Origin of the sequence: Stenotrophomonas sp. GD03794, assembly GCF_029842145.1 — a bacterium.
Taxonomy (GTDB): Bacteria; Pseudomonadota; Gammaproteobacteria; order Xanthomonadales; family Xanthomonadaceae; genus Stenotrophomonas; species Stenotrophomonas riyadhensis.
In genome coordinates, this window is record NZ_JAOCFV010000012.1 from 23,364 (window position 1) to 47,834 (window position 24,471).

At 67.1% G+C, this 24,471-nt stretch carries 21 protein-coding genes; 18 read left to right on the forward strand and 3 right to left on the reverse strand.

Features of this window, described 5'->3' with window-relative positions:
• Nucleotides 1-2 precede the first annotated feature (2 nt).
• From dapD to map, 3 genes are read right to left on the reverse strand one after another with little or no spacing between them, the layout of a single operon-like run.
• Nucleotides 3-1,091 carry a 2,3,4,5-tetrahydropyridine-2,6-dicarboxylate N-succinyltransferase gene (gene dapD, locus N5D91_RS08815; RefSeq protein WP_180854220.1) on the reverse strand — a complete coding sequence of 363 codons (1,089 nt, stop codon included), beginning with the start codon at nt 1,089-1,091 and terminating at the stop codon, nt 3-5.
• Nucleotides 1,091-3,718, reverse strand: coding sequence for a [protein-PII] uridylyltransferase (locus N5D91_RS08820; RefSeq protein WP_164161657.1), 2,628 nt, complete (start codon nt 3,716-3,718; stop codon nt 1,091-1,093). Before N5D91_RS08820 ends, dapD begins: the two co-directional genes overlap by 1 nt.
• A 2-nt stretch (nt 3,719-3,720) precedes the next feature.
• Nucleotides 3,721-4,563, reverse strand: coding sequence for a type I methionyl aminopeptidase (gene map, locus N5D91_RS08825; RefSeq protein WP_080355365.1), 843 nt, complete (start codon nt 4,561-4,563; stop codon nt 3,721-3,723).
• 173 nt (nt 4,564-4,736) lie between these two features.
• Here map and N5D91_RS08830 point away from each other — a divergent pair, with 173 nt between their 5' ends.
• From N5D91_RS08830 to fabZ, 18 genes are all read left to right on the forward strand, one after another.
• Nucleotides 4,737-5,273: a spore coat U domain-containing protein gene (locus tag N5D91_RS08830; RefSeq protein WP_110711716.1), complete on the forward strand. Its 537-nt coding sequence runs from the start codon at nt 4,737-4,739 to the stop codon at nt 5,271-5,273.
• Entirely contained in the window at nt 5,273-6,022 is a 750-nt protein-coding gene (locus tag N5D91_RS08835) for a molecular chaperone (RefSeq protein ID WP_110711715.1), read from the forward strand. The genes N5D91_RS08830 and N5D91_RS08835 overlap by 1 nt, the downstream gene beginning before the upstream one ends.
• 7 nt (nt 6,023-6,029) lie before the next feature.
• On the forward strand, nt 6,030-8,408 hold the full coding sequence (locus N5D91_RS08840; protein ID WP_180854219.1) for a fimbria/pilus outer membrane usher protein: 2,379 nt from the start codon (nt 6,030-6,032) through the stop codon (nt 8,406-8,408).
• Complete coding sequence (locus N5D91_RS08845; protein ID WP_180854218.1) at nt 8,405-9,442, forward strand: spore coat U domain-containing protein; 1,038 nt, start codon at nt 8,405-8,407, stop codon at nt 9,440-9,442. Before N5D91_RS08840 ends, N5D91_RS08845 begins: the two co-directional genes overlap by 4 nt.
• A 231-nt stretch (nt 9,443-9,673) precedes the next feature.
• Nucleotides 9,674-9,892, forward strand: a complete 219-nt coding sequence (locus N5D91_RS08850) for a hypothetical protein (protein WP_110711712.1) — start codon at nt 9,674-9,676, stop codon at nt 9,890-9,892.
• The gene (locus N5D91_RS08855) at nt 9,892-10,590 is read left to right on the forward strand and encodes a molecular chaperone (protein WP_153857023.1); all 699 of its coding nucleotides are present in this window, start codon (nt 9,892-9,894) and stop codon (nt 10,588-10,590) included. Before N5D91_RS08850 ends, N5D91_RS08855 begins: the two co-directional genes overlap by 1 nt.
• A gap of 220 nt (nt 10,591-10,810) precedes the next feature.
• Nucleotides 10,811-11,617, forward strand: coding sequence for a 30S ribosomal protein S2 (rpsB, locus tag N5D91_RS08860; RefSeq protein ID WP_005408748.1), 807 nt, complete (start codon nt 10,811-10,813; stop codon nt 11,615-11,617).
• 126 nt (nt 11,618-11,743) lie between these two features.
• Nucleotides 11,744-12,619 carry a translation elongation factor Ts gene (tsf, locus tag N5D91_RS08865; protein ID WP_088025411.1) on the forward strand — a complete coding sequence of 292 codons (876 nt, stop codon included), beginning with the start codon at nt 11,744-11,746 and terminating at the stop codon, nt 12,617-12,619.
• A gap of 236 nt (nt 12,620-12,855) precedes the next feature.
• Nucleotides 12,856-14,394 (forward strand): GGDEF domain-containing protein, encoded by a 1,539-nt coding sequence (locus N5D91_RS08870; protein ID WP_110711709.1) that lies wholly within the window; start codon nt 12,856-12,858, stop codon nt 14,392-14,394.
• A gap of 121 nt (nt 14,395-14,515) precedes the next feature.
• Nucleotides 14,516-15,244 (forward strand): UMP kinase, encoded by a 729-nt coding sequence (pyrH, locus tag N5D91_RS08875; RefSeq protein WP_032127941.1) that lies wholly within the window; start codon nt 14,516-14,518, stop codon nt 15,242-15,244.
• Between the two features lie 96 nt (nt 15,245-15,340).
• Nucleotides 15,341-15,895 carry a ribosome recycling factor gene (gene frr / locus N5D91_RS08880; RefSeq protein ID WP_032127942.1) on the forward strand — a complete coding sequence of 185 codons (555 nt, stop codon included), beginning with the start codon at nt 15,341-15,343 and terminating at the stop codon, nt 15,893-15,895.
• Between the two features lie 5 nt (nt 15,896-15,900).
• Nucleotides 15,901-16,668 (forward strand): polyprenyl diphosphate synthase, encoded by a 768-nt coding sequence (gene uppS, locus N5D91_RS08885; RefSeq protein ID WP_032127943.1) that lies wholly within the window; start codon nt 15,901-15,903, stop codon nt 16,666-16,668.
• A complete protein-coding gene (locus N5D91_RS08890; RefSeq protein ID WP_010486331.1) occupies nt 16,665-17,501 on the forward strand; it encodes a phosphatidate cytidylyltransferase in 837 nt (278 codons plus the stop codon). Before uppS ends, N5D91_RS08890 begins: the two co-directional genes overlap by 4 nt.
• A 2-nt stretch (nt 17,502-17,503) precedes the next feature.
• Nucleotides 17,504-18,694 carry a 1-deoxy-D-xylulose-5-phosphate reductoisomerase gene (locus N5D91_RS08895; RefSeq protein WP_049399539.1) on the forward strand — a complete coding sequence of 397 codons (1,191 nt, stop codon included), beginning with the start codon at nt 17,504-17,506 and terminating at the stop codon, nt 18,692-18,694.
• A 55-nt stretch (nt 18,695-18,749) separates the two neighbouring features.
• Nucleotides 18,750-20,108, forward strand: coding sequence for an RIP metalloprotease RseP (gene rseP, locus N5D91_RS08900; RefSeq protein WP_032127946.1), 1,359 nt, complete (start codon nt 18,750-18,752; stop codon nt 20,106-20,108).
• 74 nt (nt 20,109-20,182) lie between these two features.
• Complete coding sequence (gene bamA / locus N5D91_RS08905; RefSeq protein ID WP_164161654.1) at nt 20,183-22,546, forward strand: outer membrane protein assembly factor BamA; 2,364 nt, start codon at nt 20,183-20,185, stop codon at nt 22,544-22,546.
• Between the two features lie 433 nt (nt 22,547-22,979).
• Nucleotides 22,980-24,002, forward strand: coding sequence for a UDP-3-O-(3-hydroxymyristoyl)glucosamine N-acyltransferase (gene lpxD, locus N5D91_RS08910; RefSeq protein ID WP_180854217.1), 1,023 nt, complete (start codon nt 22,980-22,982; stop codon nt 24,000-24,002).
• A complete protein-coding gene (fabZ, locus tag N5D91_RS08915) occupies nt 23,999-24,457 on the forward strand; it encodes a 3-hydroxyacyl-ACP dehydratase FabZ (protein WP_005408737.1) in 459 nt (152 codons plus the stop codon). The genes lpxD and fabZ overlap by 4 nt, the downstream gene beginning before the upstream one ends.
• Nucleotides 24,458-24,471 lie beyond the last annotated feature (14 nt).

Sequence of the window (24,471 nt, forward strand, 5' to 3'; positions counted from 1 at the left end):
CTTCAGTCGGCCAGGCCGCGCAGCAGGTCGTTGACGCTGGTCTTGCTGCGGGTCTTGGCATCGACCTGCTTGACGATCACCGCGCAGTACAGCGAGTGGGTACCGTCCTTGCTCGGCAGCGAACCGGACACCACCACGCTGTACGGCGGGATGTAGCCGTAGCTGATCTCGCCGGTGGCGCGGTTGTAGATGCGGGTGCTCTGGCTGAGGAACACGCCCATGCCGATCACGCTGTGGTGGCCGACCACCACGCCTTCCACCACTTCCGAGCGCGCACCGATGAAGCAGTGGTCCTCGATGATGGTCGGGCTGGCCTGCAGCGGCTCCAGCACGCCGCCGATGCCGGCGCCGCCGGACAGGTGGCAGTGCTGGCCGATCTGCGCGCAGGAACCGACGGTGGCCCAGGTATCGACCATGGTGCCTTCGCCGACATAGGCGCCGATGTTGGTGAAGCTCGGCATCAGCACCACGTCCTTGCCGAAGTAGGTGCCGCGGCGGGCGATCGCGCCCGGCACCACGCGCACGCCGCCACGGCGGAACTTCGCTTCGTCATAGCCGGCGAAGCGCGATTCGACCTTGTCCCAGAACGGCGCCGGGCGCGCATCGACCACGGCCATGTCGTTGACGCGGAAGTACAGCAGCACCGCCTTCTTCAGCCACTCGTTGACCTTCCAGCCACCGTGGCCGTCCGGCTCGGCGACGCGGAATTCGCCGCTTTCCAGGCCATCGATCACCCGGTTGACCAGCGGCTTGGTCGAACCTTCCAGTTCGTGCAGGGTCAGCGTGGCGCGGCGCTCGAAGGCGCTCTCGATGCCGAACTTCAGTTCTTCCACGCCCGGCGCGGCCGGCTTGCGCAGCGACTTGCGGGCGATGGTTTCGGCGCGTGCGGCTTCGGCACTCTTGGCCGGGGCCTTCTTGGGTGCCGCCATCTTCTTCGCCGGGGCCTTTACCGCTGCGGCTTTCTTCGGCGCGGCAGCCTTCTTCGCGGCCGGCACGGCGGCAGTTTGACCAGCCTTCGGCTGTTGTGGAGCTTTCTTGGCCGCTGCGCTCTTGGCGGTGGCAGCAGTCTTCTTAACAGGCTTGGTGGCCATCAGGCGGGGTCTCCGGCGTTTCGATCAGGGTCCAGGCAGGCCAGCATCGCGTCATGCAACTGCTGCCGGGCAGGTTCAGTCAGGGGGAGGTCGTGTTCGTCACTGATCACGAAGGTGTCTTCGGCGCGTTCGCCGAACGTGGCAATGCGCGCATCATGCACGCGCAGGCCCTGGTTGCGCAGCACGAACGCCACGTCGGCCAGCAGGCCGGGGCGGTCAGGAGCGACCAGGGCAAAACGGGTCGCGCCGGGTTCATCGCGGAACTCGATGCGGGGGGCGAAACGGAAATGGCGCAGCTGCCGTGGCACCACCCGGCGCGACGGCCGCAGGCGGGTCAGGTCGCCACTGAGCGCTTCGCGCAGCGCCGCCTCCAGATTGGCGCTGCTGCCATCGGCAAAGCTGTCGGCCGGGTTCACTTCGAAGGTATCGAAGATGGTGTCGGCAGGGCCGTCCAGCACGCGTGCGCGATGGATGCCATAGCCCTTGCGGTCCAGGGTCATGGCGATCGCTGCGAACAGGCCATCACGGTCCGGGGAGTGCACGAACACCTCCAGCGCCGGGTCGTCGACGCTGATCCGGCGTACCTTCACCAGTGTGTGGCCCTGCTTCACCGGCACCAGCGCGGCGGTCTGCCAGGCCAGCTGCTCCGGGCGCAGGCGGATGAAGCCTTCGTCGGGCATCACTGCGAACTGGCGGTCGATGGTGGCATCGTCGTACCCCTGTTCGCGCACCAGTGCGCGCACGCTGTCGCGCGCCTCGGCCACGCGCTCGGCCGCGGGTACCGGATGCTCGAGCCCTTCGCGCAGCGCGCGCCGGGTGGCGAAATACAGATCGGCCAGCAGGCGGTCCTTCCACGCGTTCCACAGCTTCGGACTGGTGCCGGCGATATCAGCGCAGGTCAGCAGGTACAGATAGTCGAGGCGGTCGCGGCTGCCCACCAGGGTGGCGAAGCGATGGATCACCACCGGGTCGGCGATGTCCTGCTTCTGCGCGGTCACCGACATGCGCAGGTGCTGTTCGACCAGCCACGCCACCAGTTCGGTATCGGACGTGCTCAGCGCATGCGCCTGGCAGAACGCGCGCGCGTCCACCGCGCCCAGCTCCGAGTGGTCGCCGCCACGGCCCTTGGCGATGTCATGGAACAGGCCGGCCAGCAGCAGCAGCTCCGGCTTGCGCAGGCGCGGCCACACTTCATGCGCGATCGAAAAGCGCTCGTCGGCACGGCTGCTGGCGAACTGGCCGATGTTGCGCAGGACCATCAGCGTGTGCTGGTCGACGGTGTAGACATGGAACAGGTCGAACTGCATGCGCCCGCTGACCTGGGCGAACGCGGGAATCCACTGGCCAAGCACGCCCAGCCGCGCCATGCGCGAGAGCGTATCGACCGGGCGCTGGCCGCGCAGCAGCGCCAGGAACTGCTCGCGTGCATCGGCATCAGCCTGGTCGTAGGCCGGCAGCAGTGGCAGCGCTTCGGCCAGCGCACGCGCGGTCAGCGAATGCAGGCCGCGCACCTGCGGATTGTTGGCCCAGCTGGCGAACAGCGCGAACACCTGGCCGATGTCGCCGCGCGGCCAGTCGGCTTCGTTGGCCGCCAGGTAACCACGGCGCAGGGAGAAACCCACGGTCAACGGCTCCGGCTGCGCCTCGCCATCGAACTGTTCCTCGAAACGCTGCAGCAGGCGGTCGCTGATCCGGCGCACCACCAGGGCGGCGCGGTAGAACCCCTGCATCATCTTCTCGACGCCGAGATTCTCGGCATCGTCTTCGAAGCCCAGGCGCGCGGCCAGGGTCTTCTGGTAATCGAAACGCAGGCGCTCTTCCGGACGGCGTGCCACCAGGTGCAGGCCGAAGCGCAGCCGCGCCAGCACCGCACGTTCGCGCTTCAGTGCTGCTGCTTCGTCGGCGCCCAGATGGCCGAGCCCGACCAGCGCCTCCAGGTCACGCACGCCGAATGCGCGCAGCGCCATCCAGCCCAGCGTATTGAGATCGCGCAGGCCGCCCGGGCCATCCTTCAGGTCCGGCTCCAGGTTGTCGGCGGTATCGCCGAAACGCTGGTGGCGGTTGCGCAGCTCCTCCAGCTTGGCCAGGAAGAACGCACGTGCCGGCCACAGCTCGCGGTCGTCGATGGCCTCGCGCAGCGCGCGGCGTGCCGCATCATCGGCCAGGATCGGGCGCGCCTCGATCAGCGCGGTCAGCACGGTCTGGTCAGCCGCCGCCTCGCGGCACTGCGCCGCCGAACGCACGGCATGGCTCACTGCAAGCCCGCAATCCCACAGCAGCGCGAACAAACGCGCCAGTTCCGCCTCGTGGGCAAGCTGCACGGCAGGATCACCGAACACCAGCAGGTCGATGTCCGAACGCGGGAACAGTTCACCGCGTCCGTACCCACCCACCGCGAACAGTGAAAGGCCACTGTCGGCCGGCAGGCAACGCTGCCAGGCCAGGCGGATCAGATGGTCGGCGGCACGCGCGCGCAGCGCCAGCAGGCGCTCGATGTTGTCGCCCTGGTCGAAGCGGCGGTACAGCCGCGCGTCGGCCTGCTGCAGCGCCTGTCGCGCGGCAGCAGCCCAGTCCGGGTCGTTGAGCGACGCGGCCGGCGTGTCCAGCAGCGAACCCGCCGGCAGCATCGTCAGGAGACCTGTGACTCGCCCGGCGACAGCGTCAGCACGTCAACGCCGGTTTCGGTGACCGCGATCATGTGCTCCCACTGTGCCGACAACTTGCGGTCCTTGGTCACCACGGTCCAGCCATCCGGCAGCACCTTGTTGTAACGGGTGCCCTCGTTGATCATCGGCTCGATGGTGAAGGTCATGCCCGGCTGCAGCACCAGGCCCTGGCCCGGACGGCCGTAATGCACCACCTGCGGCTCATCGTGGTAGACCTTGCCGATGCCGTGGCCGCAGTACTCGCGCACCACGCTGAAACGCTCGCCTTCGGCATAGCTCTGGATGGCATGGCCGATGTCACCCAGGGTGGCGCCCGGACGCACCGCGCGGATGCCGCGCCACATCGCTTCGTAGGTGGTTTCCACCAGGCGGCGGGCCATCACCGAAGGCGTGCCGACGAAGTACATGCGGCTGGTGTCGCCGTGCCAGCCATCCTTGATGACGGTGACGTCGATATTGATGATGTCGCCATCCTTGAGCACCTTCCCTTCGCTGGGGATGCCATGGCAGATGACGTTGTTGACCGAGGTGCACACGGTCTTCGGGAAGCCGCGGTAGCCGACGTTGGCCGGAACGGCGCCCTGCACGTTCACGATGTGGTCGTGGCAGATGCGGTCCAGTTCCTCGGTGGTGACACCGGGCTTGACGTGGGGGGTGACGATGTCGAGCACTTCGCTGGCCATGCGGCCGGCGATTCGCATCATCTCGATTTCCTGCGGGGTTTTCAGATTCACGCTCATGGCCCCCATTATCGCCGATCCGGCCACAATCTGAACGAACGCCACCCAACTGGCGATCCGGGCCATGCACGGTTCCGGCAAGGAAAGTGAAAGCGTGATCGCCGCCCCCCTTTCGCCTCCCTGTTTATCACGGAATACAGACACTTACGCCTCCTAAGCTGGGGTCACCGTCGCCGAAGCGGTGCCGAACGTGCCGCCTTCGCCTTGTTCAACGGACCTTCGGGTCAGGGAGGTTGTCCATGCGATTCCCGCTTCGTTCCCTGCGTGCGTGGCGCCTGTTGGCCCTGCTGATGGCTGGCCCAGCGCTGGCCCAGGCCGCCGACACCACCACCTTCAACGTCACCCTGGTGGTCACCAAGGCCTGCACCATCACCGCCGCTGCGGCAACCAACGTCGACTTCGGCACTGCGGCCTCGACCACGGCGACCCCCACCCTGGGCCAGGGCACGGTCACCGCGCAGTGCTCGGCCCTGACCCCGTACACGATTTCACTGAATGCGGGTGCCAATGCAGGCACTGCCAATGACGTCACCACCCGCCGGATGAAGAACACCAACGCCGCGGTGACCGCCAACAACTTCGTGGGCTACCAGCTGTACCAGGATGCCGCGCACACCCTGGTCTGGGGTTCCACCTCCGGCACCAACACGCAGGCCGGCATCGGCACCGGCTTGGCCGTGCCTTACATCGTCTACGGCCAGATCCTCAACCTGAGCACCAACAACCCGGCCACCGGTAACTACCTGGATACGGTCACCGCCACGATCACCTATTGATGGAGCACGCCCGCATGGCCGGACCCCGCCCGTGGCGCGCCACCGGCGTGGCGCTGCTCGCCCTGTGCCTGCTGGCGACCTCTACGGCAGGCGCCACCAGCCTGCAGGTCGCCCCCACCAGCCTGCAGCTGGAAGCCCGCCAGCGTGCCGGCGAGCTGTGGCTGACCAACAGCGGCACCTCACCGGTGAAGCTGCAGGTACGCGTCTTCCGCTGGGTGCAGCAGGGTGGCCAGGAGCAACTGCTGCCCACCGATGAACTGATGGCCTCCCCGCCGATGCAGGAGCTGGCGGCGGGCCAGCAGCAGCTGGTGCGGGTGATGCGCCCGACCCGGGAGCCCCCGGCGGCACAGCAGTACTACCGCCTGATCGTGGACGAGGTGCCGGACCTGGCCACCCGTGCCGAGGGCATGCAGTTCGTCCTGCGCTACTCGATCCCGGTATTCGTGCAGCCCGCGTCCGGCAAGCTCGCCCCGCAGCTGCAGGCGCGCCTGGTGACGCTGGGCGATGGCCGCAACGGCGTCGAGGTGGCCAATTCGGGCAACAGCTATGCACAGATTGCCGACCTCGCACTCGGTAGCGCCAAGCGCCCGCGCATCGTGCACCCCGGCCTGCTGGGCTATGTGCTGCCCGGCCAGGTGATGCGCTGGCCGATCGAGCGCATGGCGATCGACCGCGACAACGACCAGATCACGGCCAAGCTCAATGGCGAGTCGGAACAGACCCCGCTATCGCCACCACCGGCTCGCTGAGGCGTTGATGGGCGCGCTGCTGGCTGCCCTGGCTCCTGCGGCGACCGAAGCCGCCGATGTGTCCGGTGCCGCGGCCACGGGAGCCGCCGACGTATCAGGAATCTCCGCCGATGCGATCCTGCCGCCCCCCACCCCGCTGACCGCCAGCCAGACGCTGTATCTGGACGTATCGCTCAACAGCACGCCGCGCGGCCTGCTGCCGTTCGTCGAAAACCGTGGCCGCCTGCAGGCCAGCCCCGACGTCCTGCGCCAGCTCGGCTTCAATGCCAGCGGCGATGCACCGGTCTACCTGGACCAGATCAGCGGCGCGGTGGTGCGCTATGACGCGCACATGCAGACCCTGGCGCTGGACGTGCCGCTGGACCAGCTGACCCTGCCGACCACCGTACTCAGCCGCCCACAGACGCGTGCACCTGCCGGCAGCGCCTCACCCGGCGTGCTGCTCAACTACGACATCTACGGCAGCCGGGTGGACACGCTCGGCAACCTCAGCCTGAGCTCGGAGCTGCGCCTGTTCGGCATCGGCAACGGCACCTTCGAGAACACCGCGATCAGCCGTCGCTACCAGCAGCCCGGTGATCGTCGCTGGCGCGGTGAAAGCGTGCGCCTGGATACGCGCTGGAGCCTGGATTTCCCCGACCAGGCGATGACGCTGGAGGTCGGCGATTTCTACAGCGGCTTCGTCGACTGGACCCGGCCGGTACGCCTGGGTGGCCTGCAGATCGGTCGTAACTACGGCCTGCAGCCCTATCGTGTACTGACCCCCACGCCCAGTTTCCTCGGCCAGGCGGTGGTGCCGTCCACGGTCGAGCTATACGTCGATGGTCTGCGCCAGTACAGCGGCCAGGTCCCGGTCGGCCCGTTCCAGTTGGCGGCACAGCCGGGCATCAGCGGCACCGGCAGCGCACAGGTGGTGGTGACCGATGCGTTCGGCCGCATGCAGACCCTGGATTTCAGCTTCTATGGCACCCAGCAGCTGCTGGCCAAGGGCCTGTCGGACTGGTCCGCCGGCATCGGCCACCTGCGTGAGGACTTCGGCCAACGCTCCTTCGCCTACGACGACCGCACCGTGGCAAGTGCCAGCTGGCGCGGTGGCATCAGTGACACGTTCACCGGCGAGGCTCATGCCGAAGGCGGTGGTGGCCTGGCCCAGGCCGGCATCGGCGGCTGGTGGCTGCTGGGTGGCGCCGGCGTGTTCAACGCCGCCTATGCGCACAGCAGCTACCAGGGCCTGCAGGGTGGCCAGTGGGCGCTGGGTTACAGCTGGAACAACCGCCGCCTCAACGTCAACCTGCGCAGCGTGCGCAGCCACGGCGACTACCGTGACCTCGGGGCATTGCAGGGCAACCTGCCACCCAGCATCAGCGAACAGGCCACGGTCGGCGCGGATCTGCTTCGGCTGGGCACGCTCAGCGCCAGCTACCTGCGCCTGCGCTACCCGGATGGCGAGGACAACCGCTATGCCAGCCTGTTCTGGTCGCGCACCTGGAGCCAGCGCTGGTCGGCCTACCTGTCGGTGAACCAGAACCTGGACCGCAGCGACGACCGCAGCATCTACCTGTCGGTGACCGCCAGTCTCGGCAACAACCGCCAGGCCAGCCTGTCCAGCCAGCGCAACGGCGACAGCCAGAGCTGGGTGGCCGACGTGACCCAGCCGGTGCCCGGTGACGGCAGCGCAGGCGGCATCGGCTGGCGCGCGCAGGTGCGCCATGGCGAGGACGGCAATGGCGGGCTGGCCGAAGTCGGTATCCTCAATGACGTCGGCCGTTACTCGTTCGGCGCCTCGCGCCAGGGCGGGCTCAACTATGCCTACGGCAGCGCCAGTGGCAGCCTGGTCTGGATGGGCGGGCATGCCTTCGCCACCCGCGAGGTCTCCGATGCGTTCGCGGTGATCAGCACCAATGGTGTCGGTGGCGTGCCGGTGCGGCTGGAGAACCGCCTGATCGGCGTCACCGATGATCGCGGCCTGCTGCTGGTCAGTCCGTTGCTGTCCTGGCAGCGCAACCGGGTCTCGATCGACACCCTCGACCTGCCCGAGGACATGCGTGCCGACCGCATCGAGGACTGGGTGACACCACGACAGCGCGCAGGTGCGCATGTGACGTTCCAGCTGCGCTCGCGGCCCTCGCTCAGCCTGACCCTGCTGGCAATGGACGGACAGCCGCTGGAGGTTGGCAGCGAGGTGCAGCTGCCCGATGGCCGCCAGGCGACGGTCGGCTATGACGGCCTGCTGTACCTGGAGGACGTGGCCGCCGGCAGCACGCTGTACATCACTACCAGCCGCGGCCAGTGCCGGGTGAAGGTACCCGAGCAGCCCAAGGTAGTGGCGTCCGGCGCCCGACCGAAGCCGGCACCGCTGCCGTGCATCCCGGAGGTGGCGCCATGAGAGTGCTGCTGCTCGGCATGCTGCTGTTCGCCGGCCTGCTCGCGGCACTACCGGCCCAGGCGACAGCGGTCTGCACGGCAACCGCGAACCCGACCCTGCCGTTCGGCAACATCAACAGCAACGCTCCCGGCCCTACGGCGGCGACGCTGAACATCACGGTGACCTGCACCACCGCCGCACTGAGCCTGCTGGCCACCACCGGCGTCCGCGTCTGCGTGGGTGTCGGCGCAGGCAGTGGCGGCGGCAGCAGCTCCACCTTCCGCACGATGTCCACTTCCACCAGCGACACCATGAATTTCCAGCTGTACAACAATGCCAGCTTCGGCCAGGTCACCGGGCTGGTTCCGCACGGCACGCCACCGGCACAGGAGCTGACCATGAGCTACAACGTACCGCTGCTGACCGGCGGCAGCGGCGCGCAGTCCGTACAGCTGTTCGGACAGATCCCGGCCAACCAGGTCCTGGCATCGGGTGCGTACAGCAGCACCTTCAGCGGCGCCAGCGTAGTGCTCACCTGGGCCTGGAACGAAGTGCTGCTCGGCACCGCCACCATCCCCGCCACCTGCAATGGCGGCGCCACCGGTACAAACAGTGCGAGTGCAGCCTTCAGCTTCACCGCCACCGCCAATGTGTTGCCGCAATGCGGCAGCTACGTCACCACCAACATGGACTTCGGCAACGTCACCGGCGGCATTCCCGCCAACATCGACCGGACCGCCACGCTCACGCTGACCTGCCTGAAGAACACCGCCTACCAGATCAGCCTCAACAACGGCCAGAACAATCCTGCTGCCTCCACCACCCGGCGCATGGCCACCACCATTGGCAGCGGCACCTACTACCTCCCCTATGAGCTGTACCGCGATGCCGCTCGCAGCCTGCGCTGGGGCAATACCCTCAACGTCGATACCGTTGGCGGCACCGGAAGTGGCAGCGCGCAGCAGCTGACCATCCATGGCCGGGTAGCGCCCGTCACCGGCCAGCCCCCGGCGGGTACCTACAATGATCTGGTGCAGGTGACGATCACTTACTGACCTGTGTGCCGACCAACGGTCGGCATCCACCGGGATGGGTTTGGAATGGTCGGCACCCATCGGGGTGGGTTTCGGTAGATCCACGCCATGCGTGGATGCGCGCATCACTCCTGCGCCAGGACCAGTCGACTGGCAGTCGACCCTACAGATCCGGCCGATCCGGCCGATACCGCGCAACGGGTCCTACAGCACGGTGGATGGCAGGTGGTTCGCGCACTTCTGATCGGGGCGATGCTGGTCGCCAGCACGCCGGCATGGGCCGAACCCGGCAGCACCTCCCTGCAGATCCGGCTGACCGTGGTCGAGGGCTGCAGCGGCGATGGCGGCAACACCCGATGCACGGCACCGCACCAGCGCAGCGACACGCCCGAGCTTCCGCAGCAGATCCACGACCTCGCGCCGCCGGCCGACAGCGACGACGCGGCGCCTGCCGTGACCGTCATCTACTGATGCGCATCCTGCTGAGCCTGCTGGCACTGCTGCTGGCACTGCCCGCGGCGGCGCTGGACCTGGTGCCGACCACCCTGCAGCTGCCCGCCGAAGGCGGTCACGGCGAACTGTGGCTGTACAACCCTGGCCCCCACCGCTGGCAGGGCCAGGTACGGATCCTGGCCTGGGAACAGCAGACCGACGCGGAAGAGCTGCGTGCCAGCGACCAGGTCCTGGCCAGCCCCACCCGGCTCGATATCCCGCCCGGCACCCGCCAGCGCATCTGGCTGCTGCCACGCCAACCCACACCCGTGGCCGCCGAACAGGCCTACCGGGTCGTGCTCGCCCCCAGCATCCCCGGCCTGCCGCGCTACTCGCTGCCCCTGTTTCGGGGCAAGCCCGGGCCGTTGGCCCAGCCACGGCTGCGCGCCTGGACTGAGTTCAAACCGTCGCAACCTTCGCTGCGACTGAGCAACACAGGGACACTGCACGCTCGCCTGCAGGACCTCACCTTCGTCGCCAATGATGGTCGCCGTACCGTGCTGCTGCCGGGTCTGGCCGGCTATGTCCTGGCTGGCCGGGAGCGCCACTGGGCCCTGCCGGCCCGTGCCGACGGCTACATCGATGGCCATTTCCAGGCCCGGCTGCCGGACGGCCGCATGATCGACCTGACCGCGCCGGACCCGGCAATTGCAGCAAGCGCGCCGAGCGGGCTATAATCGACCGGATTCCTGCCGCCTGCGTGCGCGGGAACCCGTCCACACCGGACGTCACCGGTGAATCCACACCTGCTGCCCCCATCCGTGCCGGGGTGCTCCGCAAGGAGTTCGGCCACGGAGGCAACAGGGAAGCCCAACCCCGGAACCGATCGCGCTTCCACGCGTCCCGCATACCTATCCCCGCGGGCGGAATCGCTGGTTCCATATCAGGAGTATTGCAATGCCCCAGGTCACCATGCGTCAGATGCTGGAAGCCGGCGTCCACTTCGGCCACCAGACCCGCTACTGGAACCCGAAGATGGCTCCGTACATCTTCGGCGCCCGCGGCAAGATCCACATCATCAACCTGGAAAAGACCGTCCCGCTGTTCAACGATGCGATGAACTTCATCTCGTCGGTTGCCCAGAAGCGCGGCACCGTCCTGTTCCTGGGCACCAAGCGCAGCGCCCGCGAAACCATCAAGGAAGAAGCCGAGCGTTGCGGCATGCCGTTCATGAACCAGCGCTGGCTGGGCGGCACCCTGACCAACTTCCGTACCGTCAAGCAGTCGGTTGCCCGCCTGAAGGAACTGGAAGCCGGTGAAACCGACGGCACCTTCGAGAAGCTGGTCAAGCACGAAGTGCTGGGCCTGCGTCGCGAGCGCGACAAGCTGGAAGCCTCGCTGGGCGGCATCAAGGACATGAACCGCCTGCCGGACGCCATCTTCGTGATCGACATCGGCCACGAAGACATCGCGATCAAGGAAGCCAAGAAGCTGGGCATCCCGGTCATCGCCGTGGTCGACACCAACTACAACCCGGAACTGGTTGATTACGCCATCCCGGGCAACGACGACGCCATCCGCGCTGTGCAGCTGTACGCCCGCGCCGCTGCCGACGCCGTGCTGGAAGGCAAGGCTGCTGCTCCGCACGCCGCTTCGGTGCGTGAGGAAGAGTTCGCCGAAGCCGCTGCTGAAGGCGAAGAGAAGCCGGCCCGCCGCGCTCCGGCCAAGAAGGCTGCCAAGAAGGGCGACGACGCCCAGGCCTGATCCAGGCCCCGGGGTGGACGCCCGGCGTCCACCCTCCCTGCGCGCAGCCTTTGGCGCGTGACAGGACCGTGTCACACGGGCCGGCCACCATGCCGGCCCAACCCCTTTCTTTCGTGAGGTAATCCCGTGGAAATCACTGCTTCCCTGGTCAAGGAACTGCGCGAGCGCACCGGCGCCGGCATGATGGAATGCAAGAAGGCTCTCACCGAAGCCAACGGCGACATCGACGCTGCTGCTGAAGCCATGCGCAAGTCCGGCGCTGCCAAGGCCGACAAGAAGGCTGACCGCGTGGCCGCCGAAGGCCGTCTGGGCCTGGCCCAGGACGGCGGCAAGGCCGTGCTGGTCGAAGTCAACTCGGAAACCGACTTCGTCGCCAACGATGACAACTTCAAGTCCTTCGTCAACGCCGTCGCCGCCGCTGCCCTGGCATCGGGCGCCACCGACGTCGAAGCCGTGAAGGCTGCCAAGCTGGCCGATGGCCGCACCGTTGAAGAAGCCCGCGCCACCGCCGTGCAGACCCTGGGTGAGAACATCCAGATCCGTCGCATGGTCAAGGTCGACACCACCGGCAACGTCGGTGCGTACGTCCACACCAACGGCAAGGTCGGCGTGCTGGTCGATCTGATCGGCGGCGACGTCGAGCTGGCCCGTGGCCTGGCCATGCACGTGGCTGCCCTGAAGCCGCCGCACAACAAGGCTGCGGACGTTCCGGCCGACTTCGTCGAGAAGGAAAAGGAAATCGAGCTGGCCAAGATGTCCGAAAAGGACAAGGCCAAGCCGGCCGAGATCCTGGAAAAGATCATCAGCGGCAAGATCAACAAGATCGTCAGCGACGTGACCCTGTACGGCCAGACCTACGTGCTGGGCGACACCACCGTCGAGCAGGTGGTCAAGGCCGCTGGCGCCGACGTGGCAGGCTTCAAGCTGCTGATCGTCGGCGAAGGCATCGAGAAGGTGGTGGAAGACTACGCCGCCGAAGTTGCCAAGGCGATGCAGGTCTGATTGCAGCCTTCCGGCTGTGAAGCGACCAGAAGGAGCCGCGGGAAACCGCGGCTCTTTTTTTATGCCGGTGGGCCCGTGGGTGCGCACCGTTGGTGCCCACACCCACACCTTTGCGTTGCGCGCGAATCAAGCCGATACTCGGCGCAGGGAATCCACAATCGCATAGCAGGAACGAAAATCGCGGACTGTGATGCATTCCTAGGTATTCTTGTCCTAATGGAATTGAACGACCCGACATGCCTCCCGAGCTGACAGCTGCCCTGGCGCTCTGCCGCAACCTGCCTTCGCCACCCGGTATTGCCCTGCGCATCATCGAGCTGGCCCAGGACCCGGAAGCGGACATCGCCACCGCCGCCGACATCATCGCCATCGACATGGCGCTGAGCGCTCGCATGCTGCGCATCGCCAATTCGCCGCTGTATGCCAGCCGCCGCCGCATCGAGAACCTCGGCCAGGCGCTGACCATGCTCGGCCTGAATGCCACGATCAGCCTTGCCCTCGGCTTCACCGTCACCCAGGGCCTGACCGCTGGCGGCGGTGCCGACCACGACCTGCGCCAGCGTGCGTGGAAGCGCAGCATCCTCAGCGCCCTGGCCGCCAGCCAGCTGGGCCAGGCCCGCGGCCTGCGCCGACTGGAGGAACTGATGCTGGCCGGCCTGCTGCAGGACCTGGGCGTGCTGTGCCTGGCCCAGGCCGAATCGGAGCGCTACCTGCCACTGCTGCGCGAAGCCCGTGACAACACGGATCTGGTTGCCCGCGAGCGCGAGGAACTGGGCTGCAGCCATGCCGATGTCGGCGCCTGGGTGGCCGAGCAGTGGGGCCTGCCCCGCTACCTGGTGGAAAGCATCAGCCACAGCGAGGACGAGGGCGCTGCCGAATCGCCGTTCCAGGCCTGTGTGCAGCTGTCCGGTGCGGTCGCCGACATCTGGCTGGACGACGACGCCGACGCCGCGCGCGAGCGTGCCCTGCATCAGGTCCACGACCGCCTGGAACTGGACAGCGCTCGTTTCGATCAGGTACTCACCCGCATCAGCGAAGCCCTGCCGGACATCGCCAGCCTGTTCGAGGCGGGCCTGAACTCGCCCTTGCGGGTGCGCGAGCTGATCGACCACGCGCAGGAACTGGCCACCCTGCGCAACCTGCGCGAACTGCAGGATGCAGACCAGGCACGCCGGCGCGCCGACGAATTCGAGGCCCGGGCCAAGCGCCTGGCCGACCAGGCCCACCGCGACGCCCTGACCGGCGTACTCAACCGCCGCCAGCTGGAAGCGGTCCTGGAGCAGGAGTTCCTGCGCGCCGGCCGGCAAGGCTGGCCGCTGTCGGTGGCCTTCATCGACCTGGACGACTTCAAGAAGATCAACGATGCCCACGGCCACCTGACCGGCGACGAGGTGCTGCGCGCCTTCGCCGGCAAGCTGCAGGGCCAGCTGCGCAACAGCGATACCGTGGCCCGCTTCGGCGGCGAGGAATTCGTCGCACTGCTGCCCAACACCAGCGAAAGCGTGGCCCTGGACGTGATCCGCCGGGTGCTGGCCAACATCGTCGCCACGCCGATGGCCGAGCTGGAGGGCGGACCGCTGTTCGTCACGTTCTCCGCCGGCGTGGCCACCCAGGGCGGCTACGAGCGCTTTGCCGACGTGCAGGACCTGCTGCGCGCAGCCGACGATGTGCTGTACCGATCCAAGAACCTGGGCCGCAACCGGGTGATTGCCCGCTCCCCCGGCGCCCTCGGCCACGACGAGCTTTCAGCCACCGCCGGCGCCGAACTGGGCTGAACGGGACGCCCCGCGTGGCCGGGGCGGATGGCAGGATTTCGCGCCGCAGTGCACAAAACACTTTGGCCCGACGCCGCATGCGCGTAGAATCGCCCGCGATTTCCACGCACCCGAGGTCCCTATGTCCAAGCTCGCCTATCGCCGCATCCTTCTGAAACTGTCCGGGGAGGCGCTGATGGGAGATGAGGACTACGGCATCGACCCGAAGATCATCAATCGCCTGGCCCGTGAGGTCATCGAAGCCCAGCAGGCCGGTGCCGAAGTGGCGCTGGTGATCGGCGGCGGCAACATCTTCCGCGGCGCCGGCCTGGCCGCTGGCGGCATGGACCGGGTCACCGGCGACCAGATGGGCATGCTGGCCACGGTCATCAACGCCCTGGCCATGCAGGACGCCCTGGAAAAGCTGGGCGCCAAGGCCCGCGTGATGAGCGCGATCAAGATCAACGACGTGTGCGAGGACTACATCCGCCGTCGCGCCATCCGCCACCTGGAAAAGGGCCGCCTGGTGATTTTCGCCGCCGGCGTCGGCAGCCCGTTCTTCACCACCGACTCCGGCGCCGCGCTGCGTGCGATCGAGATCGGTGCCGACCTGCTGCTGAAGGCCACCAAGGTCGATGGCGTGTACGACAAGGACCCGAACAAGCACAGCGACGCGGTCCGTTTCGACAGCCTGAGCTACGACGAAGTGATCCGCCGCGGCCTGGAAGTGATGGATACCGCGGCCTTCGCACTGGCCCGTGACAGCGACCTGCCGATGCGCGTGTTCGACATGGGCCAGCCGGGCGAGCTGCTGAAGATCCTCAGCGGCGCGAACATCGGCACCCTGGTCCAGGGCCGCGACCCGGCCTGAGCCTGAGCGCCAGGCGAGCTCCGGGCCGATTCTGGCCCGGCAGCGTCCCGTATTCGCCTATAATCGCCCGATTCCAGTTACACCCAGGACCGGGCGATGCTCAACGACATCAAGAACAACGCGCAGACGCGCATGGCCAAGAGCATCGACGCTCTGAAGCACACCCTCACCTCGATCCGCACCGGCCGCGCCACCCCGGCCCTGCTGGACCGCGTCACGGTCAGCGCCTATGGCAACGCCAGCACCCCGCTGAACCAGGTCGCATCGATCTCCAACGCCGACGCCCACTCGCTGCTGGTCACGCCGTTCGACAAGAGCATGATCAAGGAGATCGAAAAGGGTCTCTACAACGCCGAGTTCACCCCGAACACCCTGGGCACCGCGATCCGCATCAACATGCCGCCGCCGACCGAAGAGCGCCGCAAGGAGCTGGCCAAGCAGGTGCAGAAGGAAGGCGAAGGCGCCAAGATCGCGATCCGCAACATCCGTCAGGACGCGAACAAGGAAATCGCCAAGCTGGTCAAGGACAAGGCGATCAGCGAAGACGAGAAGAAGCGCGGTGAGGACGACATCCAGAAGTTGACCGACACCAACATCAAGGACGTCGACAAGGTCGTTGCCGACAAGGAAAAAGAACTGCTGTCGGTCTGAAGTCGATGCCTTCAGTCCCGCCTCCGTTGCCGGCCGCCCTGCCCCGCCACATTGCCATCATCATGGATGGCAATGGGCGCTGGGCACAGCAGCGCCGTCGTCCGCGCGTGATCGGCCACCGGGCCGGCGCGCGTGCGGTCAACCGCACCATCGAGCGCTGCCTTGAGCTGGGCATTCCGGCGCTGACCCTGTTCGCGTTTTCCAGCGAGAACTGGGGCCGGCCGCAGGAAGAAGTCGATGCGTTGATGAAGCTGTTCCTCGGCGCGCTCGACCGCGAAGTGGACGAGCTGCATCGGCGTGGCGTGCGCGTGCGCTTCATCGGCGAGCGCGAACGCTTCGGTGCCGGGCTGGTCAGCCGCATGCAGCTGGCCGAGCAGCGCACCGCAGACAACACCACCCTGACCCTGTCGATCGCCGCCAGCTACGGTGGCCGCCAGGACATCGCCCGTGCCGCGCGCGCGCTGGCCGCTGAAGTCGCCGCCGGCCGCCTGCTGCCCGAACAGATCGACGAATCGCTGCTGGGCAGCCAGGTCGCCCTGGCCGACCTGCCGCCACCGGACCTGTTCATCCGCACCGGTGGCGACACCCGCATCAGCAACTTCCTGCTGTGGCAGCTGGCGTACACCGAGCTGTGGTTCACCGAGGCACTGTGGCCAGACTTCGATCCCGCCCTGCTGCAGCAGGCGCTGGACGCCTACGGCAGCCGTGAGCGTCGTTTCGGCCTGACCAGCGCCCAGATCGCCGCACTGGCCACCGAGACTTCCAGCCCATGACCAAGACCCGAGTCCTTGCCGCGCTGATCATGGCGCCGGTCGCCATTGCCGCGATCCTGCTGCTGCCGACCCAATGGCTGGCAGCGGCGGCCGCTGCGGTGCTGCTGATCGGCCTGTGGGAGTGGCTGAAGCTGGCCGGCATTGAAGACACCCTGGCGCGCACCGTGCTACTGGTACTGAACCTGCTGCTGATGGTGCTGCTGGTGTGGGCCGATGGCAGCACGCTGGTGCTGTTCCAGATCACCACATTGGCCGGTGTTGCCTGGTGGTTGGCGGCGCTGGTCTGGCTGCGCTTCTTCAATTTCGGCGCGCAGCCGTCGGCACCCTCGCGCATCGTGAAGATGCTAGCCGGTACGCTGGCCATCGTCCCGGCCTGGGCCGCGCTGGTGCTGATCCATGCCGGCGGCGATCCGCCGGGCAAGCAGGGCCACCTGTGGCTGCTGGCTGCGCTGGCACTGGTCTGGGCGGCCGATTCGGGCGCCTATTTCGCCGGCCGTCACTTCGGCAAGCACAAGCTGGCCCCGCGCATCAGCCCCAACAAGACCTGGGAAGGCCTGTTCGGCGGCCTGCTGGCCGGTGTCGCCGTGGCCGTCGGCCTGGGCTGGCTGGCCGGCATCGATACCGCACACCTGCCGGGCCTGCTGATCACTTCGGTGGTGGCCGTATTCGCCTCGGTGCTGGGTGATCTGTTCGAAAGCCTGATCAAGCGCCACGCCGGCGCCAAGGACTCGGGCCACCTGATTCCGGGCCATGGTGGCGTACTCGACCGTGTCGACGGCGTCCTGGCTGCAGTGCCGGTGTTCGCACTCGGCAAGGAAATCTTCGGGTTCTGACCATGAATGCTGTCGCAGACCTGCGCCGGGTCGCCGTATTCGGCGCCACCGGCTCGATCGGTGCCTCCACGCTGGACGTGATCGCCCGCCACCCGCAGCGCTACCAGGCCACCGTGCTGGCCGCCGGTCGTCAGGTGCAGGCGTTGCTGGCACTGTGCCGCCAGCACCGGCCCGCGCACGCGGTGATCGCCGACGAATCGCTGTTCGCTGAGCTGCGCGATGGCCTGCGCGATGCCGGACTGGCCACCGAGGCGCATGCCGGCCATGCCGCGCTGGACCAGCTGGCCGCCAGCGATGCCTGCGACACCGTGGTCGCCGCCATCGTCGGTGCGGCCGGGCTGTCTTCCACCCTGGCCGCCGCCGCCGCGGGCAAGCGCATCCTGCTGGCCAACAAGGAATCGCTGGTGCTGGCCGGTGAGCTGCTGACCCGCACCGCAGAACGCGCCGGCGCCGAGATCATCCCGATCGACAGCGAACACAGCGCGATCTTCCAGTGCCTGCGCTCGCGCGATGCCAGCGTCGATGGCGCCGGCGTGCGCCGCATCCTGCTGACCGCCTCCGGCGGCCCGTTCCGTGGCCGCAGCCGCGCCGAACTGGCCCAGGTCACCCCGGCCCAGGCCGTTGCCCACCCGAAGTGGTCGATGGGGCCGAAGATCTCGGTCGATTCGGCGACGTTGATGAACAAGGGCCTGGAAGTGATCGAGGCCCACCACCTGTTCGGCATCCCCGGTGAGCGCATCGAAGTGCTGGTGCACCCGCAGAGCCTGGTCCACTCGCTGGTCGAGTTCGTGGACGGCTCGACCCTGGCGCAGATGGGCCTGCCGGACATGCGCACCACACTGGCCGTTGGCCTGGGCTGGCCACAACGCATTGAATCGGGCGTATCCGGGCTGGATCTGCTGGCCCAGGGCCGGCTCGATTTCGAGGCCCCGGACACCGACGCCTTCCCCTGCCTGGCCCTGGCCTGGCAGGCGATGCAGGCCGGCGGCACCGCCCCGGCGGTGCTGAACGCTGCCAATGAAGAGGCGGTTTCAGCGTTTCTTCAGGGCCGGATCGGTTTCCTGACCATCCCGGAGCTGGTTGCTAACGCTCTTTCAACACTGCCGACCCAGCCAGCCGATACACTGGAGGTCCTGTTGTCCGCCGACCAGCGGGCACGCCAGCTGACCCTGAACGCCATCGACGCCGCCTGAACGACCGCCTCGCCCCGCATGACGACGCCGCCCCTGCCCGCCACTGTGAGCCTGCATGACTGACTTCATCGGATCGGTCTGGTGGATGATTGTCAGCCTCGGGCTGCTGGTCACGTTCCACGAGTTCGGGCATTACTGGGTCGGACGCCTGTGCGGGGTCAAGATCCTGCGCTTCTCGGTCGGCTTCGGCCGGCCGCTGTGGTCGCGCCGGGACAGGCACGGCACCGAGTTCGCCATCGCCGCCATCCCGCTGGGCGGTTATGTGAAGTTCCTGGACGAGCGCGAGGTCGAAGTGCACCCGCACGAGCGCGGCCAGGCCTTCAACCACAAGACCGTCTGGCAGCGCATCGCCATCGTCGCCGCCGGACCGATCGCCAACCTGCTGCTGTGCATCCTGCTGCTGTGGGCGATGTTCGTGATCGGCAAGCAGGATTATTCGCCGACCATCGGCCGTGTCAGCGGCATCGCCGCCAGCGCCGGCCTGACCAGCGGCGACCGCGTGCTGCGCGTGGACGAGCGCCCGGTGGTCACCCTCGGCGAGGCCAGCATGGCGCTGACCGCCGCCGCGATGGACCGCCGCGACGTGAAGCTGGAAGTGCTGGACCCGGCCGACCAGGTGCGCGTGCGCAGCCTGCCGCTGTCGCAGCTGCCCCCCGGCTTCGATGAACGGCGCGTGCCGATCCTGGCTGGCCTGTACTGGCAGTCGTGGCTGCAACCGGCGCTGGTCGAGTCACTCACCGCAGACTCCGTGGTGGCCGGGCAGCTGCAGCCGGGCGATCTGATCGTAGCGATCGACGGCCAGCGCATCGACGGCGCCGACCAGGTCATCGGCGAGATCCAGACGCTGGGCCGCGCCGGCGGCCCGGGCATGATCGAGGTCCTGCGGGGCGGCGAGCGCCTGGCGCTGGAAGTCACCCCGCGCCAGGGCAAGGATTCAAAGGGCGAGCCGATCTGGCAGATCGGCGTGCAGTTCCCGACCTCGTTCAGCCCTCCCTACGACACCCTGCTGCGCTATGGCCCGCTCGACGCGGTCACCGTGGCCGTGCGCGAAACCGGCCGCCTGGCGGCCGATTCGCTGGGCATGATGGGCCGCATCGTCACCGGCAAAGCCTCGCTGCAGAACGTTTCCGGACCCGTCACCATCGCCCGGGTAGCCAACATCTCGGCCAAACGCGGCCTGGACTGGTTCCTGCAGTTCCTTGCCCTGCTGTCACTCAGCCTGTGCATCATCAACCTGTTGCCGATCCCGATCTTGGACGGCGGCCACCTGCTGTATTACCTTATCGAGTTGGTCAAGGGCAGCCCGCTGAGCGAGCGTGCCATCGCCGCCGGCCAGTACATCGGCCTGGCGTTGCTGGCCGGGCTGATGGGGTTGGCGTTCTACAACGACATCCTCGGCCTGGTCCCGCGATGAACTTTTCCACGTTGTTGCCGTCTACAGCGTCGGCATCCCGCACCAATGAAATCGACCTTCCTACCGGACGTGACATGACGCGACTCCCCAATCGCCGCCTGCTGGCCCTCGCCCTCGCCGCCGTCACCGGCGCTCCCGCCCTGGCCCAGGCAGCCGAGCCCTTCACTGTCAGCGACATCCGCGTGGATGGCCTGCAGCGCATCAGCTCGGGCACGGTATTCACCTACCTGCCGGTGGAACGTGGCGAGACCATCACCGACAACAAGGTCGGCGAGACCATCCGCGCCCTGTACAAGACCGGCTTCTTCGAAGACGTGCAGCTGGACCGCCAGGGCAGCATCCTGGTGGTGACCGTCAAGGAACGCCCGGCGATCAACAAGCTGACCGTCACCGGCAACAAGGACATCAAGTCCGAGCAGCTGCTCAAGGGCCTGTCCGACATCGGCCTGACCGAGGGCGGCACCTTCGACCGCCTGAGCCTGGACCGCGTGACCCAGGAGCTTCGCCGCCAGTACAACGACCGCGGCAAGTACACCGTCGAGATCACCCCGACCGTGAGCCCGCTGGACCGCAACCGCGTGGACATCGCGATCGCCATCAAGGAAGGCAAGGCGGCCAAGATCCGTCACGTCAACCTGGTCGGCACCGAGAAGTTCGAGAGCAAGGACATCCTGGAAACCTGGGAGTCCAAGGAGCACAACTGGGCGTCGTGGTACCGCCGTGATGACCAGTACTCCAAGGAAAAGCTGTCCGGCGACCTGGAAAAGCTCAATTCCTGGTACCTGGACCGCGGCTATGTCGACTTCAGCATCGACTCGACCCAGGTGTCGATCAGCCCCGACAAGCGCGACATGTTCCTCACCGCCGGCGTGACCGAGGGTGCCCAGTACAAGATCTCCGAGATCAAGGTCAGCGGCGACACCATCCTTCCGCAGGAGGACGTCGAGCGCATGGTGATCCAGAAGCCGGGCGACACGTTCTCGCGTGCGCTGCTGGAGTTCAGCTCGGACACCATCACCAATTCGCTGTCCAACATCGGCTACGCGTTCGCCAAGGTGAACCCGATCCCGACCACCAACCGCCCTGACCAGACCGTGGCGATCAACATGCAGGTCGTTCCGGGCCCGCGCGTGTCGGTGCGCCGCATCCTGTTCCGCGGCAATACCCGCACGTCCGACGAAGTGATGCGTCGCGAAATGCGCCAGTTCGAGAACAGCTGGTACTCGCAGGCCGCGATCGACCGCTCCAAGATCCGCCTGCAGCGCCTGGGTTACTTCGAGTCGGTCGACGTCGAGACTCCGGCCGTCAGCGGCAGCAACGACCAGGTCGACGTCGTCTACAACGTCAAGGAAACCACCTCCGGCAGCTTCGTGTTCGGCCTGGGCTATTCGCAGTCCTACGGCATGACCACCTCGGTACAGCTGTCGCAGAACAACTTCCTCGGCGGCGGCAACCGCGTGTCGGTCGAAGCCTCGCGCAGCAGCTACCTGCAACGCTATGGCTTCAGCTACACCAACCCGTACTTCACCGATGACGGCGTGTCGCTGGGCTACAACCTGTCCTGGCGCGAGCTGGACTACTCCGACTTCAACACCGCGCAGTACAACAGCACGAACGGTTCGGCGCAGGTGGTGTTCGGCGTGCCGATCACCGAGACCGATACCGTCTCGCTGATGTTCGGCATCGACAGCAACCAGATCACCACCTACCAGGGCTCGACCCCGCAGTCGATCATCGACTACATCAACGTACTGGGCAGCAAGACCTTCCATGCATGGCGCACGGAGCTGGGCTGGGCACGCGACTCGCGCAACGACTACTTCATGCCGACCCGTGGTACCTACCAGCGCGTTGGCCTGGAAACGACGCTGCCGGGCTCGACCATCGAGTACTACAAGCTGAACTACCAGATCAGCAAGTACTGGCCGATCATGCCGTCGCTGGTCATCAACACCCGCGCCGAAGTGGGTTACGGCGACAGCTATGGCAGCGACAAGACCGCGATGGTGCCTGACGAGGCCGGCAACCTGCGTTCGGTCACAGCCAAGGGCCTGCCGTTCTACGAGAACTTCTACGCAGGTGGCACCAACTCGGTGCGCGGCTTCGAGGACAACACCCTCGGCCCGCGCGAAGTGACCCGCGGTTATCCGGAAGGCCAGCCGCTGGGTGGTTCGCTGAAGACCGTCGGTTCGGTCGAAGCCTACTTCCCGCGCCTGTTCGACAGCCCGTCGGCACGCGTGTCGGCCTTCGTCGACTTCGGCAACGTCTACACCGGCGTGGACAACTTCAAGGCCAACGAACTGCGCGTGTCCACCGGTGTGGCCCTGCTGTGGCGCGCCCCGGTCGGCCCGATCTCGATCAGCTACGCCTTCCCGCTGAAGAAGGAAGACGGCGACAAGATCGAGCGGCTGCAATTCACGTTCGGTGGCCAGTTCTGAGGAACAACGTTCCTCAGAACTGATCCACCTCCGGTGAATTGCCCGCGCATTTCACCTATCCCCCGCGCCGCTGGCGCGCCCCCCTTAACAAAGGGGGGCTCTCCACCAGACGGGGTACGAAGCGCCGGGCATTGCCCGGCGTTTTCGTTTGGCCTGGATGCCGGAAGCGCCCGCTCTGCTTTTGATCTTTTCTGTTTTTCCGTGGCTGGCACTCGCGCCACGCCGTCGGAGGTCGGACGGGGTGGGGCTGCGGGGGTGTGAGCCGCATGGATGCGGCGACCAAGGCTACATGGACGTACTTGCGCCGTCCCCCGCAGCCCCGCCCCGTCCGACCCAGCCCATGACACTGGCTGTGCCGGCCGCGAGGGGCCCTGCCGTTGGCTGCATGACCGCCCCGCATGACCGCAATGGCGTCACACGTTAAACTCCCGCCGTGAATACTCCCACCTACACCGCCCAGCAACTCGCCGAGCAGTTCGGCCTGCAGGTCCATGGCGACCCCGCCACCGCCATCCATGGCGTGGCCACCCTCGCCCATGCCGGTCCTGGCCAGCTGACCTTCCTCGCCAACCCGCGCTACCGCGCCCAGCTGGCCGACAGCCAGGCCTCGCTGGTGGTCCTGCGTGCCGACGACGCCGAGGCCGCTCCGGGCGCCGCGCTCGTGGCCAAGGACCCGTACACCACCTTCGCCAAGATCGCCGCGCTGTTCGACATCGCGCCGACACGGCCACCCGGCATCCACCCCAGCGCCGTGATCGATCCCAGCGCCCAGGTCGCCGCCAGCGCGCATATCGGCCCGTTCGTCTCCGTCGGCGCACGCAGCGTGGTCGGCGAGAACTGCATCATCGGCACCGGCAGCGTGATCGGCGAAGACTGCAGCCTGGACAGCGGCTGCGAGCTGATCGCGCGGGTCACCCTGGTTACCCGGGTCAAGCTTGGCAAGCGCGTGCGCGTGCATCCCGGCGCCGTGCTCGGCGCCGATGGCTTCGGCCTGGCGATGGACGCCGGCAAGTGGATCAAGGTGCCGCAGCTGGGCGGTGTGCGCATCGGCGACGATTGCGAGATCGGCGCCAATACCTGCGTCGACCGCGGTGCGCTGGAAGACACCGTGCTGGACGAAGACGTGCGCCTGGACAACCTGGTGCAGATCGCGCACAACGTGCAGATCGGCGCGCATTCGGCCATCGCCGGTTGCACCGGCATCGCCGGCAGCGCCAGGATCGGCCGCTACTGCCTGCTCGGCGGCCACGTCGGCGTGGTCGGCCACCTCGAGATCTGCGACAAGGTCGTGATCACCGGCAAGTCCGTGGTCCGCAATTCCATCCATGAGCCGGGCGAGTACTCGTCCGGCACCCCGTTGACCGACAACCGCACGTGGCGCAAGAACGCCGCGCGCTTCAAGCAGCTGGACGCATTGGCTCGCCGCGTCCTGGCCGCTGGCAAGGAGAAAGAATGAACGACACGCTGCAGCTTCCTATCGACGTCTGCCAGATCCAGGAACTGCTCCCGCACCGTTACCCGTTCCTGCTGGTGGACCGGGTGCTTGAACTCGACATCGACGCCAAGCGCATCCTGGCGCAGAAGAACGTCAGCATCAACGAGCCGTTCTTCCAGGGCCACTTCCCGGGCCGCCCGATCATGCCCGGCGTGCTGATCATCGAAGCGCTGGCGCAGGCCGGTGGCGTGATGACCCAGCTGACGCTCGGCCGCGATGCGCAGTCCAAGCTGTTCTACATGGTCAAGGTGGAAAATGCCCGCTTCAACAAGCAGGTCGTCCCCGGCGACGTGCTGATGCTGGATGTGCAGATGAAGCGCCTGATCCGCAACATGGGCTGGTACTACGGCGAAGCCAAGGTCAACGGTGAAGTCGTTGCCTCGGCCGAAGTCATGTGCGCCGGCGCCAAGGGCTGATCCACTGGAGGCAG

Bases quoted from the DNA above. Each gene is read 5' to 3' on its own strand.
- dapD (WP_180854220.1), bottom strand. From the start codon at position 1,091: ATGGCCACCAAGCCTGTTAAGAAGACTGCTGCCACCGCCAAGAGCGCA.
- map (WP_080355365.1), bottom strand. From the start codon at position 4,563: ATGGCCCGGATCGCCAGTTGGGTGGCGTTCGTTCAGATTGTGGCCGGA.
- N5D91_RS08835 (WP_110711715.1), top strand. From the start codon at position 5,273: ATGGAGCACGCCCGCATGGCCGGACCCCGCCCGTGGCGCGCCACCGGC.
- bamA (WP_164161654.1), top strand. From the start codon at position 20,183: ATGACGCGACTCCCCAATCGCCGCCTGCTGGCCCTCGCCCTCGCCGCC.
- rpsB (WP_005408748.1), top strand. From the start codon at position 10,811: ATGCCCCAGGTCACCATGCGTCAGATGCTGGAAGCCGGCGTCCACTTC.
- N5D91_RS08845 (WP_180854218.1), top strand. From the start codon at position 8,405: ATGAGAGTGCTGCTGCTCGGCATGCTGCTGTTCGCCGGCCTGCTCGCG.
- fabZ (WP_005408737.1), top strand. From the start codon at position 23,999: ATGAACGACACGCTGCAGCTTCCTATCGACGTCTGCCAGATCCAGGAA.
- N5D91_RS08820 (WP_164161657.1), bottom strand. From the start codon at position 3,718: ATGCTGCCGGCGGGTTCGCTGCTGGACACGCCGGCCGCGTCGCTCAAC.
- pyrH (WP_032127941.1), top strand. From the start codon at position 14,516: ATGTCCAAGCTCGCCTATCGCCGCATCCTTCTGAAACTGTCCGGGGAG.
- rseP (WP_032127946.1), top strand. From the start codon at position 18,750: ATGACTGACTTCATCGGATCGGTCTGGTGGATGATTGTCAGCCTCGGG.
- N5D91_RS08870 (WP_110711709.1), top strand. From the start codon at position 12,856: ATGCCTCCCGAGCTGACAGCTGCCCTGGCGCTCTGCCGCAACCTGCCT.
- uppS (WP_032127943.1), top strand. From the start codon at position 15,901: ATGCCTTCAGTCCCGCCTCCGTTGCCGGCCGCCCTGCCCCGCCACATT.
- N5D91_RS08840 (WP_180854219.1), top strand. From the start codon at position 6,030: ATGGGCGCGCTGCTGGCTGCCCTGGCTCCTGCGGCGACCGAAGCCGCC.
- N5D91_RS08850 (WP_110711712.1), top strand. From the start codon at position 9,674: ATGCTGGTCGCCAGCACGCCGGCATGGGCCGAACCCGGCAGCACCTCC.
- N5D91_RS08890 (WP_010486331.1), top strand. From the start codon at position 16,665: ATGACCAAGACCCGAGTCCTTGCCGCGCTGATCATGGCGCCGGTCGCC.
- frr (WP_032127942.1), top strand. From the start codon at position 15,341: ATGCTCAACGACATCAAGAACAACGCGCAGACGCGCATGGCCAAGAGC.
- N5D91_RS08855 (WP_153857023.1), top strand. From the start codon at position 9,892: ATGCGCATCCTGCTGAGCCTGCTGGCACTGCTGCTGGCACTGCCCGCG.
- N5D91_RS08830 (WP_110711716.1), top strand. From the start codon at position 4,737: ATGCGATTCCCGCTTCGTTCCCTGCGTGCGTGGCGCCTGTTGGCCCTG.
- N5D91_RS08895 (WP_049399539.1), top strand. From the start codon at position 17,504: ATGAATGCTGTCGCAGACCTGCGCCGGGTCGCCGTATTCGGCGCCACC.